Source organism: Fusibacter bizertensis, assembly GCF_029914245.1.
Lineage (GTDB): Bacteria > Bacillota > Clostridia > Peptostreptococcales > Acidaminobacteraceae > Fusibacter_C > Fusibacter_C bizertensis.
This window is the reverse complement of the sequence record NZ_JARYZI010000007.1, coordinates 168,970-184,851: the sequence shown is the minus strand read 5'-3', so window position 1 is coordinate 184,851 and position 15,882 is coordinate 168,970. Positions and strand designations below refer to the sequence as shown.

Here is a 15,882-nt window from a genome sequence, read left to right as displayed (position 1 = left end):
ATGAAAAAAAAACTTTCCAAAATATTAAATATTATTTGGAAAGTTTCTTCATTATAATAAAGTTATTTTCTTGTATATTTTAAGAGAGTTGGCAATAATGACAAACTTAAAAATGAAGATAGAATCATTGAGATCCACATCAATGCTGATATATAATAATGCACTTTTAGTGGCGAGAGCATCAAAACACTTAATCCAATTGAAAAACCTAGCGCATTGGCTATAATCGGTCTACTTGAAAAGCCGTATGCTTTTTCAACTGATTGTTCGCTGGTTAGCCCTTCTTTTTTATAACCTCTGAAAATTGAGGTAAAGTGTATCGCATAGTCTATGCCTACACCGATGGTTATACTAAATAGAGTCGTTGTAAATAGATTTAAAGATATGCCAGACATCCCTAAAAAGGCAAATAAAAATACAGTGGTCACGAGAATGGGAACCATGGCAATAATGCTGGGCAATATACGCTTTAAGCTTAAAAGAAGTGAAGCAAATACCATTATAAAAGCGATTACTAAACTGATTTTTTGACCTGTAATCATATTTTGATTTAGCTCATACATAGTGAGTTGAGTCCCGGCAAGATTTATACCTTTATAATTTTTAGCAATTGCATCAATACTTTCTATTGTCGCATTACTTAAATCTACTGGAAAAATAATAATTTTCGAATAATGTTCACTTACTAGTTCCTTATATATTTCACTTTGAGATAACATATTCATATCTATCGTTGCACCAATAGGTAATTTATCTTTTATCATTTCAGTGATGCCATTAATAGAAATCACTTTAGAGATATGCTTATTATTTTCAAGTTCATTAGTAAAGGCATTGATTTCATCACTTACTAATGTATCAAGCGGGTTCCCCCCATTTTCAATCAATGCAAAAAGTGGAATTGTTCCGCCATTTACACTCATAATCTCTTTAAAACTTTTTGCAACTTCCGTGTTTTCTTTATACATCATTAATTGATTAAATTCTGTTGATATCTTTGGAATAAAGATCACTGAAATAACCAGTAAAAATGCCGTAATCGCAAGAGAAGGAATCCCCCAAAATAGTTTGAAGTTTATATTAAAACTAAAACCACCCTTCTTCTTAGTGATATCCAGCTTCTCAAAACTGTTAATGAGCGGGACGATAAACCAAGTTGCAATTCCAGCAAAGGTGATCCCAATCGATGAAAAGATCGCTAAATCGTAAATCGCTTTTGTATTCATAAACATCAATGAGATAAAACCTGCAACAGATGTAATCGTCGTAATAACCATTGGAATCCCTATCATTTTCAACGAACTAGAAAGACTGTCCTTCATACTATATCCATCTTCAAGATGCTCTTGAACATGGGATATAAAATGTAATCCATCAGCACTACCTATAATGATTGTAAAAATTGGAGCCAAAACAGTTAATATTGAAATACTATTTCCTAACATACCTGCAAATCCAAGTGTCCACAAAGCTGCTATTCCCGCAGGTAGTATAGATAATATCGTACCTCTCACAGATTTCATCTGAACTCTAAAAATATTAAAAAGAATAAAAAGTGCCGCTGGTGGAATCAATAATAAAATATAAAGTAAATAGTCAAATATCTTATTTTGCATATATTGATTGCCACTCATATAGTACGTTAAGCCGTTCTCTTCTAGTTGTGACTCGATATCTTTAAGATCAGAAAAGCCAAAATCAGAATTTGGAAATATAGTAATGATGCCATATTCAACGCCACTAACCATTTTGATAGATGATAATTCTTCTATTTCTATAGGAAATGGTAATGGAGAAGCATCTTGTATTCCCTTAACATAATTAATATGTGGTAGCTGTGCAACATAGTTTTCAAAACTTGAAATTTGATCTCGACTTTGTGTGATGTCTTTTATCATTATAATCATTTGATCAGATGTTGGAAATTCACTTTGTAGTGTATCCATGTGCTGCTGATATTCACTATTCTCGATTTTAAATATGTCAAAATTTGTTTCAATATTTAGATGAAAAACACCATAAAGTGCTATTAGATTTATTAAGACAAATAATAACAAAAATGGCTTTTGAAATTTGTAGATTATATCAATGTAACGTTTCATATAATATCTCCTCAAAATTAATTTGATGATACACCATGTAAAAACTCATAAATAAGCTTTTCTGTCCATTTTTCAACATCTAGTGTTTTATATTGATCGCTTAATGCAAACACCCATATAGCATCAGTTAGAACAATCTTCAGCATATGCTTAAGAATTATTTCATTTTCAATGTCATCAAGTTCACCATTTTTTTTAAATATATCAAAATAATGATAAAACATCGTCTCTACATCGTTAAAATGAAGATGCTTAAAGTTATTTCTTAGTGCATCATTGTATAAAATTTCTTTAACAAAAACTTTGAAAATATCATGATTTCCTAAGATAAATTCTATGCGCTCCTTGATGAAATAATTCAGAAATGAGGACATATCCTTAAAATATTGCTTTTCTAACTTTTGTTTCAAGTCTTCTTTCATAACAGGAATAAAGACTTGTATAAATTTTAGCATTAAATTCAGCAATAGGTTTTCTTTAGTGCCATAGTGCTTAAAAATAGTTCCTTCTGCAACCTTTGCTCTTATTGCAATCTCTTTGGTACTGGTATTTGAAAATCCTTTCTCAGAAAATAATTCAATTGCAGCTTTGTTTATCTGTTCTAATTTATCTGTGTGTTTTTTCGATTGTCTAGTCTCTGCCAACAGTTGATCTAACAAGCTATTTTCCATTTGCAACTCCATATCATAAACATAAAGTGAGTGATTACTCACTTATTATACAACTATGTTCAAAAAAAACAATCGTTTTTTTTAAATAGAATGAAAAAAAGTAGTATATACATCAAAATGATGTCCTATACTACTCTGATTATATTTCTAATTCTTATTTTCAATTTGTAGCAGTTTGATACTATCTTCTTTACTTAAAGGTTTAGAATAATAATAACCTTGCATCGCATTACAACCAAAAGTTTGAAGCATTTCAAGCTGTGATTGATGTTCTACACCTTCGGCAACCATGTGTAAACCAAGTTCTTGCCCCATCTGTACAATCATTCTAATTAGATCATCATGTGACGATGTTTCACCTAAAGTATCTACAAAGGACTTATCTATCTTTAGGATATCAATTGGTAAATTTTTGAGATAACTTAATGATGAATAGCCTGTTCCAAAATCATCAAGTGCTACTTTTAATCCTATGGCTTGAAGTCTCTCAAGTTTTGCTGCTGTAGCATCTATAGCTTGCATCAATACAGATTCGGTAATCTCTATTACGAACTGATCAGGGCTAATTGCTTTTAAGCTCAATGACTCAAGTAATAGTTCTTCAAAATCTTCTTGAATTAATTGCAAGACAGATACATTTACCGCTACATGGATTCTTTTATTGCTAATTTTGTTAATTTCATTGATAAAAGTAAGCGTTTCATCAATTACCCATTTTCCAATTGGCATAATTAATTGTGTTTCCTCAGCAATTGGTATAAACTCCAAAGGTGTAATTTGACCAAGTTTTGGATTAGACCATCTGATCAAAGCCTCAAAACCAATAATTTCTTTAGTTTTACAATCTATTTGCGGTTGAAAAGCTAAATATAACTCGTGATTAGCAATTGCATGTTTTAATGCTTCTTCACGTTCAACGCGCCAAATAATTTTTTCAAACATTGTACTATTATAATGTAATACTTTACCTCTACCAGATTCTTTGGATTTATACATTGCAAGGTCTGCACGTGTAATCAAATCATCTAAATTATCACCATCTTGAGGATAGTTTGATATCCCAACACTGACACTGTTAGAAAAGTTACTGTACTCTACTTGAATAATGCGATTCATAACACTGGTAAGATGTCTGCCTAAAGCTTCCAGTTCGCGAGGATTACTCATACGGTGGTAGATGATAAACTCATCGCCACTAATTCTGTAGATACTACTATTGGGTCCCAGTTGAAGTTCTAAGATCTTGCCAACAGCTTTGATGTATTTGTCTCCAAATCGATGCCCCATGGTATCATTGATTCTTTTAAAATGGTCTATGTCCACAAGTAATATCCCATATTGCGAGATACCTCTTTTTACGTCTTTTTGAACCGTTGCTTCAAGTGCGTTTTTATTTCCTAACCCTGTTAGACCATCATGGAAAGCAGCATATCTAATCTGATCTTCCATTTGTTTGATGCCATCAATGTCTGTAAAAGAACTAATCATACGCGTTGGAAAACCTTGTCGATCTCTCTTTACAGCGCCTTTTACTAAAAACCATTTAAAATGTGCTTCATTGGTTTTCAACCTAACTTGTGTGATGAAATCATTTGATAGAAATGGCAGTTCATCACTAAAATAAGGTTTGATTTGCTCGATATCTTCATGATGAATATAGTCAAAAATAAACTCTGGAGAACATATCTTTGTAAGTGGCAAATCAATAAGTTCATGCCAATTTTCCGAAAGTGATACAGACTGTTCTTTAATATCCCAATCTACAATTGTATCTTTAATAGCATCCAGTATTAATTCATTTTTTTCTTTACTACTTTGTAACTCTTCAAACAAAGAATTAAGTGCATCAAACTGTGCTTTTAGTTCTTCTTCAGACGCCATCAATTCTTCATTGAGCTGTACTTGCTCAATATTTTTCTCAGCCAACTCATTTTTTAGTTTAACCATCTTTCTCAAATAAAAAGACAATACCACTAAGAAGATCATCATCAAAGACATAATAATTGCAATCGTTATAAATAGTCCTCTATACAGCTCAAAAATTGACACCGGTTGATTTATAATTTCTATGTCCTTTGATAGACGCGTCGTATCAATTCCAAATCGGCTAGCAACGTCATAATCTATGGCATCTATGATAAAACCTCTATCCACCAAAGGGAGATTGTTGGGATTTGTACCTTTTAAAATAGAGACAGCAAGTTCACCAGTTCTTTCTCCGATCATGCGACCACTTAAAAGTCCACCACCAATAGCACCATGTCCAATTGCAAAATCATAAAGTGAAAAGACTACTGCAGGCGTTGCCTCGCTTACCTTTTCAATCATATCTTCAAAGTTGATATTTTGTCCCTCTATATCTGTATAATAAGCTGTCATCAGCAAGCTATCATTTCTCGATAGTTTTGAAACTTTTTCAATAATCTGATCGATTGTTAGATCTGTAATAACTTCAGTCTTTATACCTGGCGCCATTTTATAAAGCTCAGCAATTGTAGTATCAGTCATTGCTTTTCCACTTCCAGTTTGATCGTGTACAATATAAAGTGTTTCCATAGTTGGATTAACTTGCATTGCTACTTCAAGGGTAGCTTCAATGTCAACTTTTTCTATGACTCCTGTGATCAGATTGTCATTAACAGCTAAAGTTCTAAAATTTTCTTCACTTACACCGCAAAAAACTATAGGTAAGTCTTTAAATATAGAATTTCTATTTGTTTCTACAAACCTCAATGCCGCATCATCACTTGTTATAACGAGATCTATCTGTTTGTCTTTATACTTATACTCAATACGTTCCTGAAACTGATCTAGAGTTTCTTGGGTGGGATACTCTTTCCAATCCATATACTCCATATAAATTCTTACATCATTACCAAACTGAGTTTTAATTGTCTCAGTGATAGCTGAATCAATATCATCAGTCCATGAAAGACCATAATGGTACGAATTTATGATCAATACATTTTTTTGGTGTGCAGCATAAGTTGGTGTTAATATGACGCTGGTAAGTAAAAGACATATTGATATGATTACTACAATTAATTTATGCTTCGAATTTTTTCTCATAAGTCTCCTCACACAGAAATATTATGTATAGTACCCAAGATAATTTAACGTTATACCTATATAATAACCTATTTATTTCATCTTGAGACATTCTTTTTCCCAAATTGGATTACAATTCTAAGACAAAAGCACTTTCTATTAAAAGTGCTTCAATAGAAAGTGCTTTAATTCTTCTTTAGTACGCGAATCAGCAAATGAAGCATCGATACTTTTATCGTATATTTCTATCCAATGTTTTTCTTGCCAATCAAAATTTTTATAAAGTTGATAAAATTCATTAGAAACAGTTGTATCTGAAACCGTTCTATTATCAGTATTTATAGTCACTAAAATTCCATCGTCAAAATAGCCTTTGATAGGGTGCATGGACATATGCGTGATTGCTTTAGTTTGCAAATTACTTGTTGGGCAACATTCTACACTGACACCGGCATCTTTTACAAACTTTCTAATATTGTCATCACTAAACATGGCAACGCCATGCCCAATGCGTTTTGCTCCTAGTAGTTCAATTGCATCCACGATATTCTCTGCTATACCCGTTTCACCAGCATGAATAGTGACTTCATAACCTAATGACCGTCCATACTTAAAAGCCTCTTCAAATCGACTTGAAAATCGATCTCTTTCACCTCCACAAAGGTCAAGTGCTACTACGCCTTTTCCAATAAAATTTTTACCTGCATTGATCATATCATAAATTCCTAAAACCTCTGTGTTTCTAAGATATGAAAGTATCAAATTTCCTTTGATTTCAAATTCTTCTTCTGCTGCTTTTAGCCCACTTAAAACAGATTCAATGACTTCTACTAAAGTGAGTCCGTTTTCTTGGTGTAGATGTGGTGCAAAACGTATTTCAATGTACTTAACATTTTCTTTAGCTGCATCCTCCATCAACTCATAAGTCGCTCTAAAAAGATGTGCTTTAGTCTGAAGTAATTTAATAGGCAAATCGAATCTTTTTAAGTACGTATCTAAGGAATCACAGTCTCTAGGTGCAACAAGTTGATCTCTTATGTTATCAAAGTGAAGTATATCTAGATCATTACCTTGATCGGTTTGATATTCACTTAGCCACGCTAAAACTGTTTCAGCTCTTAAACTGCCATCAAGATGACAGTGTAGCTCTATCTTAGGGTATTTAATGAAATTTTCTTTAATCAATTTTTGCATTTTTCCTCCTAAAAATAAAAAACGCTTGATTACGAAGAAAATACATGCGTATTTTCCTCGTAATCAAGCGTTTAAGGTGCTTGGTAGAAACCCCTGTACCATATTAACAGGGTTATACGAAGTTCAATTTCTATTTGAATAGTTTGCTTTAAATTAAACTTATTATAGCGCTCCAATATAATCCTGTCCAGTTTTTTGTGAAAAGTATCTAATTGTCAATTCTTCTGCAAGTGAACTACCAAAGTTATATAAGTTACAAATAAAATATTTTATCTTAATGAAATGGCTGTTATAATAGTCTTTATGAATTACTATACGTTTTATGGAGGCTAACCTTATGACAAATCAACCCTATATATTAGTTTTAGGGGCATCAATAGTTGATATAACGGGATTTTCAGCCGTTAAATATAGAGCTTTTAACTCAAATCCAGGCTGTGTAAAAGTATCAATGGGCGGCGTATGCCGTAACATTGCTGAAACAACTGCAAGGCTTAATGTCACAACACGATTTATCTCCGCTTTAGGTGACGATGAAAACGGTCGCTCAATTCTTGAGCATTCAAAGACAATTGGCTACGATATGACGGACTCTCTGTTTTTAAAACATTGTTCTACCCCAACTTATATGGCTATTTTGGATGAAAAAGGGGAAATGGTTTCTGCTATAGTAGATATGTGGGGAGCAGACCAAATGGATTCGAAATTTATTGATGAAAAAAGCCATATTATAGAAAATGCAGAATACACTTTTCTAGATTCTGATAATCCAGTTTTACTAGAATATATTTTAAAAAAATTCAAAGGTATTACCAAGTTTGTTTTAGATCCTATATCAGCAGTTAAAGCTGAAACCATCAAACACTTGATTCCATATTTCCATACAATTAAACCCAATCGATTTGAGGCTGAAGCTATTGTAGGTTACCCTCTTAATAGTACTGAAGCTTTGGTAAAAGCATCCGAGGATATATTGGCTCTTGGTGTAATAAATGTTTTTATATCACTTGATGAGAACGGTATATTCTATGCAAATAAAGAACACCGTGGGATCATGATGGCGAGAAATGCAAAAGTAGTCAATGTAACCGGTGCAGGAGATTCATTTGTTGCTGGACTTGGGTATGGTTACATGAACCATCTCACACTTCATGACACAGTAAAATTTGCAATTGGTGCTAGTCTTTTAACCATATCGCACGAGAGTACCATACATCCCGAAATGTGTTTTGACAAAGTTAAGGAAATAATAAAAACTACTGAATGGATTGACAGTAGTTTTTAGATGGTCTCAAAATATTTTTGTAAAAAATAATCAGTATATTTGATACAGTTATTCATAGATAGGGTGCTCAAAATCTCTCCAGCGAAAAACAGTCCCTTTTCGCCTTGAAAAGTCTCTAGTTTATTATAAAATCCTGCATCTAAAGTTTCTTGATTCACATAAGGACACTGATGCCACTGAATCATTTGATGAAGTCTCGGTTTCTTTACCCCTTGACTAATAAGATCTTCTTTGATCATAGCTATTTTTTCTTGAGATGTTGCACCATCCATGCTATACGCATATACAATTACGATATCTTCGGTATCGCTAACTTCCCAACCTGAATTCCAAATTACAAGGTGGCCTTTTCTAGATAAATCTAGATTATCAATAATACAACCACACCCTTTAGGTAGTTTTTCCGCTATAAATGCATAGACGTTGTATTCACTATAGCGGATTGATCTTACCATTTTCATAAGTTGTGTATCTCGACTAAAAAGTTGATAAAATTGCTCTAATTGAGATGTAATAATAACGTAGTCAAATGTCTCCATATCAAATTCAGTTCTGATACTTAACTCACCACTATCTTGAGAAATTACTTCTAAAACGCGTTGACCTAACCTAATATCCTTCACTTCCATCGCTAATTTTTGGATAATACTAGTCGTTCCTTCTCGCCAAGTGCTAAACTCTGGAATTTCAATAAAGGACATCAAATTATCATAGTTAAGTATCTTCAAGACATAAATTGCTGGCACTTCATTTACATCACCTAACCCATAACTGATAAAATAATGTTCATATACCCTATTTAGTACTTTAAAGTCAAATTGTTCACACCACTTAGAGAACGATTGAGAAAGTGCAGGGTCAATCATGAGTAGCAGGGGATCATCAAGACAGGGAAATAAGTCAAGTACATCTGGCAATCGATCAAGTTCAATTAAAAAAAGTTTCAAATCTTCTTTAGGTATTTGTAAAATCTTTTCTCCAAGGTTGTTATAATACACACGAGAAAGTTTTGGTCCATCTGCTTTAAGCTCTAAGCGTGATAATAACTTTTTCAAATTATTCTGAGTGGGTAATAAAAAAATAGCACCTAATTCATAAACCTTTGATTGATAATTTATAGAATATAACTTTCCACCTAGTCGATCAGATGCTTCAAACAACGTTACATTTCTAAACCCTCTCCTAATAAGACCTTCAGAAATGCTAAGCCCACTTAACCCACCACCAACTACCGCAATTTTTAAATTTCTATCTACTATCCCCATATCTCCCTCTCAACTAAAGGTTGTCAAGTAAAGCCATCAGCCATATTGGTAAAGTTTCTAAGTCCACATTATTGGCTTTTGCACATGCTAATATTATTTGAGCTGGTGTTTCTTGATCAAACTGTTTCTCGCGCTTAAAATTAGCGTTTCTAACAAAACGGTTCAATGCTCTTTCTAGTTTTAAAAAGGAATCAATCTCAGATGTTTCTAACACTTTTTTGTAAAATTCACTCATCAAGTAAGTTTGATAAGTATTGAACGGATTTAATAGATCCATATGTTCATCCATTATATAGATGTGTTCAAATCCAAAGTGTTGTTGAAGCTCGTTAAATCGATCATTTTTTACAAAGTAAGGTAAGTACGCCTTATTTTTTATAGTATATAGCCACTTTAATTCAATATTAAGTGTTCGCATCAAATAGCCCAGTTTTAACTCAAAATAATCCCATACGTCAATTTCATTTTTCTTTGAATAAATTTTTACAAAACACCATCCTGAATACAAATCGAAAATACTGTATTGATATACTTTTCCTATGCCATCAAAACTCCCAACAAAATCTAACTTTTGTACCACTACATGACCTGGATACATAGCGCTTGATACAGGTAAATCCGCATTACTTGTGGTTAGATTTGATTTCCGTATTAAGTTATTTTTGGCATATGCAATGCGTTGTGCTTTTTTGGTTAATGAATTTCTTTTAAGCACATTGAAAACTCCGGTCTCACCTATTTCATAACCTTCAGATTTTAGCTCATAATAAATCCTCTTTGGTCCATCACTTGGATATGTTAAAACATAGTTTAGAATATCCTCTTCAATTTTGGGATCAACTTTATTAGGCATATTAGGTTTTCGTGGTGTTTTAATCTCCAATGCCGCGATTCCCGCTGACTTATATGCCGCTAACCATTTGTAGAATGTCGTTCTAGAAATACCAAAAACTTTACAAGTCACAGCTATATTATTGATTTTTAATGCATGTCTCAAAATCATATATTTATAGTACGCGCTCATGAATTCAGGTTTCATAATCTGACACTCCTTCTTCAGTCTTAAACGTTTAAAAATTTCAAATAAAATGTTATGATGTGTCTATAAAATCATTTATAAAGGAGCTAACAATGAACCTTATTAACAAAAATTTCACTGAAATCCAAGTAAAAATTAGTGATATCAACTATGGGAATCACATGGGAAACGATAAAGCTTTGTTATTCTTTCAAGATGCAAGAATTCAGTTCCTGAGACAACTCGGTTATGATGAACATCGTATCGGTGATAACACAGGAATCATCATTGGCGAAGCACATGTATACTTTAAAAAAGAAGTATTTTTATATGATATCTTATCTGCTACTATATCTATTGAAGAAATCAGTAAGCGTTCTTTTATGATGAACTATGTTTTCCATAGAGTTAGTGATCAAGTCTGTGTTTTTGAAGGTAGTACAAAAATATATGCATTTGATTATCTCACCAGAAAAGCGTGTTTTCTTCCTGAGCCCTTTAAAAATGCAATTATGTAAAACTGTAAGTTGCAAAGTTGGTTAAAATATTGTCATACTTTATTATAACATTGAGCTCCTCCCTTTTGTAGTCTTAATTTCATTCTGACATGGGCTTATTTTGAAACTTTCTTAGTTGCAACTACAATTAGTGTTAGCTTCTCTGGATCATAGTTTGAGGCTTTAAAATCACTATACCAAATTAAGTCTTCAAAGCCTGATATTTGCAGACATCGCTCAAGTGAATCCTTCGTTATCGGGTAGAGCATTGTATTTGCAGTTAATCTTTGTTCTCCATCTTTTTTGAGGGTAAGACTTGCGTTAAACTGCATATGTTGTGCGTCTATAAAATTATATTCTCGCTCAAAACGTACATTTTCATTATCTATCAATGGTAGTTCTTTGATCTGATCACGCAAAATCAAATCATAATTTAATATTTGGATTATGAGACGTCCATCTACTTTCATAACACGATTAAATGAAGTTAATGCCTCGGTAATCTCTTTTTCATCATTTAAATGAACGATCGTATTACCAATACAATAGATTCCATCAAAATAGTTTGTAGAATAATCTTGACCAACATCAAGCATGTTCATGTTTCTTATACTCACATGAGAATTATTTTTAGTCACTTCTTTAGCCACTTCAATTAAATCTTGACTTAAGTCTATGCCAATTATTTCATAATTTAGATCTTTTTCAGCTAATGCAAGTGCAACTCGGCCATCTGAACAGCCAACATCCAAAATAACTTTGTTATTTTTAAAATGATTGAATAAAAAATTTCCTTTTTCCATCACAGGAAAGACATATTGGTATACAGGTGCTAGATTTTTATAAAACATTTTCAACTCCTTTTAGACTGTTGATTGATAGCATGCCATTTTACTCCATTTTACCCTTTAAACTTCACTTTATCCATGAAAATATCTTTGTTAATCAAATATAGATTTTAGTGTAATAAAGCGGTGCCAATATATTATCATCATATATTGACACCGCTTATTTAAGAACTTAACAGGCTACGATTTCTTTAATTTGAAATTCTCTACCTGAGATCAAATCCCAAGTTTCGCCTTGGCACTGTGGACAACGTTGGTTACTTGCAATCAAATTGTAGCTTTCACCACACTTTTTACACCTGACCTCACCTGGAATAACTTCTATTTTCAAAGAAGTTTTCTCTAGAAGCGTCCCTTCTACAGCCATGGGGTAACAAGATTCTATATATCGTGGGACTACAGATGATAGCTCCCCAACTTGTAGAACAAGTGTCTCTATCATTGTTACATTATTTTTCCGTGCAAATTCTTCTACTGTCTTTACAATCTTTATGACGATGCCAAGTTCATGCAATAAGACACCTCTTTTCTTATATAAAAATATTATTTTTGAGAAAATATATTTTTCACTTTTTTTACAGCAATTCTTCCTTTTCTCTTCACCATACTTTTAACAATAATTGGTTTCAAATTTTCAAGTGCAACGCCTTCTTCATCATACTCCCTAACAAGTGAAATGGCATCAAACTTACACCTAGTTGTACATGCGCCACAACCTACACACATGTAACTATCCACTGTTGTCGCACCACAACTTAAACATCTTTCAGTTTCTAGTGCTACTTGTTCTGCTGTAAATGTAGTTCTTAGATCCTTAAACGAGTGCTTTGCTTCGCTGAAATTAACAGTCGGTGTCATCTGTCTCGAAATTTGATCATAACCATCTAACATCAAATTTGTTTTATCAAAGACTTTAAAGATTCTTCTATCTCGCCCGTTATACATGTCTTGACCAGGCTGTACAAAACGATGTATAGAAATTGCTGCACTTTTTCCCATAGCGATCGCATCTATTGCAAAGCTTGGTCCTGTTAATGCATCTCCACCAATAAAGATGTCAGACTCATCTGATTGAAGTGTAAATGCATCTGCTTTTGCAGTTTTGTTTGGGTTCAAAATTACACTAGATCCTTCTAATATATTGCCCCAATCCATACTTTGTCCTACAGAGATCATTATGTTTTCAGCTTTCACTAAAATAGTATCATTTTCATCAAATTGTGGCGAAAAACGACCCTGATCATCTTTAGTAGATAAACAACGTTTAAATTCTACTCCAATTACTTTACCATCAGTCACAACAATCCTCTTTGGTCCCCATGAATTGTTAATTTCGATATGCTCTGAAAGTGCTTCATGGATCTCTTCATCAAGTGCTGGCATAAGTGCTCTAGTTTCTAAACAAAACATTGTTACTTTAGGAGAACCCAATCTTGTTGCGGTTCTAGCAACATCGATTGCTACATTTCCACCACCGATAACGATTGAATCGCCATCTAATTTAGAGAGTTGTCCTAAATTAACTTCTCTTAAAAATGCAACGCCCGATTTAACACTTGGTAATTCTTCACCACTAAGACCTAGTCCACGTCCGTTTTGTGCTCCTATTGCTAAGTAAAAGGCTTTAAATTCCTCTTCTCTTAAAGTATTAAGTGTAATGTCCTTTCCAATCTCTACACCAGTTTTAAAACTTACGCCAAGTTCACGTAAAATTTGAATTTCAGCTTCTACAACTTCTTTTTCTAGTCTATAAGAAGGAATACCTAGAGTTAACATCCCACCGAGTTTATCTTGTTTTTCAAAAACCGTTACTTTATATCCCTCTACTGCAAGATAATAAGCACAAGATAGTCCCGAAGGTCCGGCACCAATTACTGCAATTTTTTGATTGTAATTATGCTTGATCTTAGGCACAAATCTTAGATCTTGGTTGAGTTCCTGTTCTGCGATAAACCTTTTAATATCATCGATGGCTACAGGATCGTCAACATCACCTCGCGTACAATCTGTTTCACATTTTCGAGGACAAATTCTTCCACACACTGCTGGAAAAGGATTTTCGTGCTTGATAAGTTCAAGAGCTTCACTAAAACGTCCTTGCGCTGCAAGTTTTATATAGCCTTGTACTGAGATATGTGCAGGACAATTGGTTTTGCAAGGGCTTGTGCCTGTTTCAACCACATTTTCACGATTGGTTCTATAGTTTTCGTTCCACTTATCTGGTCCCCATTCAGTATTAGATGGAAGTTCTTTTCTCACAACTTCAGCGATTGGAACAGATGAACAAATTTTCTGACCTAGTTTGAGTGCATTTGTTGGGCAAACTTCGACACATTCACCACAAGCTACACATTTATCTTTATCCACTTTAGATACATAATTTGAGCGCACCATATCTGAATTTACAAACATCCCCGCAATTCTCATTGCGAAACATGAGCAACCACAACAGTTACAAATGGCATGCGTCTCCCCAGGTCCATCAGTATTTGGTATACTATGCATCAAACCATTTTCTTCAGCTCTTTTGATAATTTCAAAAGCTTCTTCTCTTGTGATTTCACGACCTCTCCCTGTTCGGATATAATATTCAGCAGCATGTCCCATCTGGATACACATATCCTCTTTTAAGTGACCACAACCTTCGCCCATAGCTTCCCTAGATGTACGACAAGAACAATCAGATACTGAGAAAATATGATTATCCTTTAGGTATTTAGATACTTCTTCATATGAAGCTCTTCTCGTTTCTCCTTGAATAGCAGTTTCTATGGGAATAACACGCATAGGTCCAGTACCAACTGGGAATATACCAGCAGTCATTGGCCCCTTCTTTTTGCCATAAGCATCAAAGGCTTCAGCAATTTGTGGAAAGTTCTTCACGTTCTCCTTGTTGTTGACCATCATTTCCATATGTCCGGGCACCCAGATGTCGTGCCAGTATTTATCTTCTCCATCTATTTCATTTACAAATGCAGCACCTGCGACTGCTAGTTGCCATAACAATTCAGCAGTTTCTTCAACTGTTTTACCGCATTCTTTAGCGATTTCCTTTGCGCTTTTGGGTTTTCTTAATTCCATACATAGCCCAACCTCAGCCATGGCAGTTGTCACAACTGGTTCAAGTACTTTATATTCCGGATCTTCAGGTTTTATCTCTGATTTTGATCCTCGCTTTGTTCTACTGATTTTGTTTGCAAAGTCCATAACTTTTTCATTAATCATACATTTATCCCCCCAGTATATTTTAGTGATCCTTACCTTTATGATTAAGCTTGCTGCCAGTTAGCAACTTCTTCTTCAAGCCACTTGCACCATTCACTTATTCCCTCTCCTGTTTTAGCTGAAATCTGAATAATCTTGATATTTGGATTGAGTTTCGTTGCACGTTCTTTAACAGCTTCAATATCAAAGTCAAAGTAACCTAATGCATCAATTTTATTAATAAGTAGAACATCTACGATTGAAAACATAAGTGGATATTTGAGTGGCTTATCATCACCTTCAGGCACGCTAAGAATCATTGCATTTTTAACAGCACCTGTATCAAATTCGGCAGGGCACACTAAATTCCCTACATTTTCAAGTACTACAAGATCAAGTTCATCTGTGCCTAACCCTTCTAAACCTTGCATAGTCATTTCAGCATCTAAGTGACACATACCACCAGTATGAAGCTGAATCACTTTAGTACCTGTTTTTGAAATTGTGTTTGCATCTACATCTGAGTCAATATCTGCTTCCATTATGCCTAGTTTTAATTTTGTATCAATTTGTCCAATTGTTTTCAAAAGTGTTGTTGTTTTCCCAGCACCTGGAGATGACATTAAATTAAGTAGAAAAACTTTTTCCTTCTTTAATTTTTCTCTTAAGCTTTGTGCATGATTCTCATTATTTTCAAAAATACCTTCTTTAATCTCCATAATCCTATATGCTTCCATATGATCCCCCTTT

The 15,882-nt window shown here is 33.7% G+C and carries 12 protein-coding genes and 1 riboswitch; of the genes, 2 read left to right on the top strand and 10 right to left on the bottom strand.

Annotated elements, in window-relative coordinates:
* Positions 1 to 62: 62 nt before the first annotated feature.
* The 4 genes from QE109_RS11885 to add all read right to left on the bottom strand — a co-directional run bounded on the left by QE109_RS11885 (position 63) and on the right by add (position 7,015).
* Positions 63 to 2,102 (bottom strand): efflux RND transporter permease subunit, encoded by a 2,040-nt coding sequence (locus tag QE109_RS11885; RefSeq protein ID WP_281094745.1) that lies wholly within the window; start codon positions 2,100 to 2,102, stop codon positions 63 to 65.
* Between the two features lie 17 nt (positions 2,103 to 2,119).
* Entirely contained in the window at positions 2,120 to 2,773 is a 654-nt protein-coding gene (locus QE109_RS11880; protein ID WP_281094744.1) for a TetR/AcrR family transcriptional regulator, read from the bottom strand.
* A gap of 147 nt (positions 2,774 to 2,920) precedes the next feature.
* The gene (locus QE109_RS11875) at positions 2,921 to 5,842 is read right to left on the bottom strand and encodes an ABC transporter substrate binding protein (RefSeq protein WP_281094743.1); all 2,922 of its coding nucleotides are present in this window, start codon (positions 5,840 to 5,842) and stop codon (positions 2,921 to 2,923) included.
* Positions 5,843 to 5,980: 138 nt separating this feature from the next.
* Positions 5,981 to 7,015: an adenosine deaminase gene (gene add / locus QE109_RS11870; protein WP_281094742.1), complete on the bottom strand. Its 1,035-nt coding sequence runs from the start codon at positions 7,013 to 7,015 to the stop codon at positions 5,981 to 5,983.
* A gap of 40 nt (positions 7,016 to 7,055) precedes the next feature.
* A riboswitch (purine riboswitch) is annotated at positions 7,056 to 7,155 on the bottom strand.
* Positions 7,156 to 7,352: 197 nt separating this feature from the next.
* Here add and QE109_RS11865 point away from each other — a divergent pair.
* Positions 7,353 to 8,300, top strand: a complete 948-nt coding sequence (locus tag QE109_RS11865; protein WP_281094741.1) for a carbohydrate kinase family protein — start codon at positions 7,353 to 7,355, stop codon at positions 8,298 to 8,300.
* On the opposite strand, the gene QE109_RS11860 is transcribed toward QE109_RS11865, so the two are convergent.
* Both QE109_RS11860 and QE109_RS11855 read right to left on the bottom strand, forming a co-directional pair.
* Positions 8,297 to 9,565: an FAD-dependent oxidoreductase gene (locus tag QE109_RS11860; protein ID WP_281094740.1), complete on the bottom strand. Its 1,269-nt coding sequence runs from the start codon at positions 9,563 to 9,565 to the stop codon at positions 8,297 to 8,299. The two genes, QE109_RS11865 and QE109_RS11860, sit on opposite strands and share 4 nt — an antisense overlap.
* Positions 9,566 to 9,578: 13 nt before the next feature.
* On the bottom strand, positions 9,579 to 10,604 hold the full coding sequence (locus QE109_RS11855) for a helix-turn-helix domain-containing protein (RefSeq protein ID WP_281094739.1): 1,026 nt from the start codon (positions 10,602 to 10,604) through the stop codon (positions 9,579 to 9,581).
* A 92-nt stretch (positions 10,605 to 10,696) separates the two neighbouring features.
* Here QE109_RS11855 and QE109_RS11850 point away from each other — a divergent pair, with 92 nt between their 5' ends.
* Positions 10,697 to 11,101: an acyl-CoA thioesterase gene (locus QE109_RS11850; RefSeq protein ID WP_281094738.1), complete on the top strand. Its 405-nt coding sequence runs from the start codon at positions 10,697 to 10,699 to the stop codon at positions 11,099 to 11,101.
* Between the two features lie 95 nt (positions 11,102 to 11,196).
* On the opposite strand, the gene QE109_RS11845 is transcribed toward QE109_RS11850, so the two are convergent.
* From QE109_RS11845 to hypB, 4 genes are all read right to left on the bottom strand, one after another.
* Positions 11,197 to 11,931, bottom strand: coding sequence for a class I SAM-dependent methyltransferase (locus QE109_RS11845; RefSeq protein WP_281094737.1), 735 nt, complete (start codon positions 11,929 to 11,931; stop codon positions 11,197 to 11,199).
* A gap of 169 nt (positions 11,932 to 12,100) precedes the next feature.
* On the bottom strand, positions 12,101 to 12,442 hold the full coding sequence (gene hypA / locus QE109_RS11840) for a hydrogenase maturation nickel metallochaperone HypA (protein ID WP_281094736.1): 342 nt from the start codon (positions 12,440 to 12,442) through the stop codon (positions 12,101 to 12,103).
* 29 nt (positions 12,443 to 12,471) lie between these two features.
* Positions 12,472 to 15,153: an FAD-dependent oxidoreductase gene (locus QE109_RS11835; RefSeq protein WP_281094735.1), complete on the bottom strand. Its 2,682-nt coding sequence runs from the start codon at positions 15,151 to 15,153 to the stop codon at positions 12,472 to 12,474.
* A 44-nt stretch (positions 15,154 to 15,197) separates the two neighbouring features.
* Positions 15,198 to 15,869, bottom strand: a complete 672-nt coding sequence (gene hypB, locus QE109_RS11830; protein ID WP_281094734.1) for a hydrogenase nickel incorporation protein HypB — start codon at positions 15,867 to 15,869, stop codon at positions 15,198 to 15,200.
* Between the last annotated feature and the right edge of the window lie 13 nt (positions 15,870 to 15,882).

Coding starts and splice junctions, on each gene's coding strand:
- QE109_RS11850 (WP_281094738.1), top strand. CDS start 10,697: ATGAACCTTATTAACAAAAATTTCACTGAAATCCAAGTAAAAATTAGT.
- hypB (WP_281094734.1), bottom strand. CDS start 15,869: ATGGAAGCATATAGGATTATGGAGATTAAAGAAGGTATTTTTGAAAAT.
- QE109_RS11875 (WP_281094743.1), bottom strand. CDS start 5,842: ATGAGAAAAAATTCGAAGCATAAATTAATTGTAGTAATCATATCAATA.
- QE109_RS11845 (WP_281094737.1), bottom strand. CDS start 11,931: ATGTTTTATAAAAATCTAGCACCTGTATACCAATATGTCTTTCCTGTG.
- add (WP_281094742.1), bottom strand. CDS start 7,015: ATGCAAAAATTGATTAAAGAAAATTTCATTAAATACCCTAAGATAGAG.
- QE109_RS11885 (WP_281094745.1), bottom strand. CDS start 2,102: ATGAAACGTTACATTGATATAATCTACAAATTTCAAAAGCCATTTTTG.
- QE109_RS11865 (WP_281094741.1), top strand. CDS start 7,353: ATGACAAATCAACCCTATATATTAGTTTTAGGGGCATCAATAGTTGAT.
- QE109_RS11860 (WP_281094740.1), bottom strand. CDS start 9,565: ATGGGGATAGTAGATAGAAATTTAAAAATTGCGGTAGTTGGTGGTGGG.
- QE109_RS11880 (WP_281094744.1), bottom strand. CDS start 2,773: ATGGAAAATAGCTTGTTAGATCAACTGTTGGCAGAGACTAGACAATCG.
- QE109_RS11855 (WP_281094739.1), bottom strand. CDS start 10,604: ATGAAACCTGAATTCATGAGCGCGTACTATAAATATATGATTTTGAGA.
- QE109_RS11835 (WP_281094735.1), bottom strand. CDS start 15,153: ATGATTAATGAAAAAGTTATGGACTTTGCAAACAAAATCAGTAGAACA.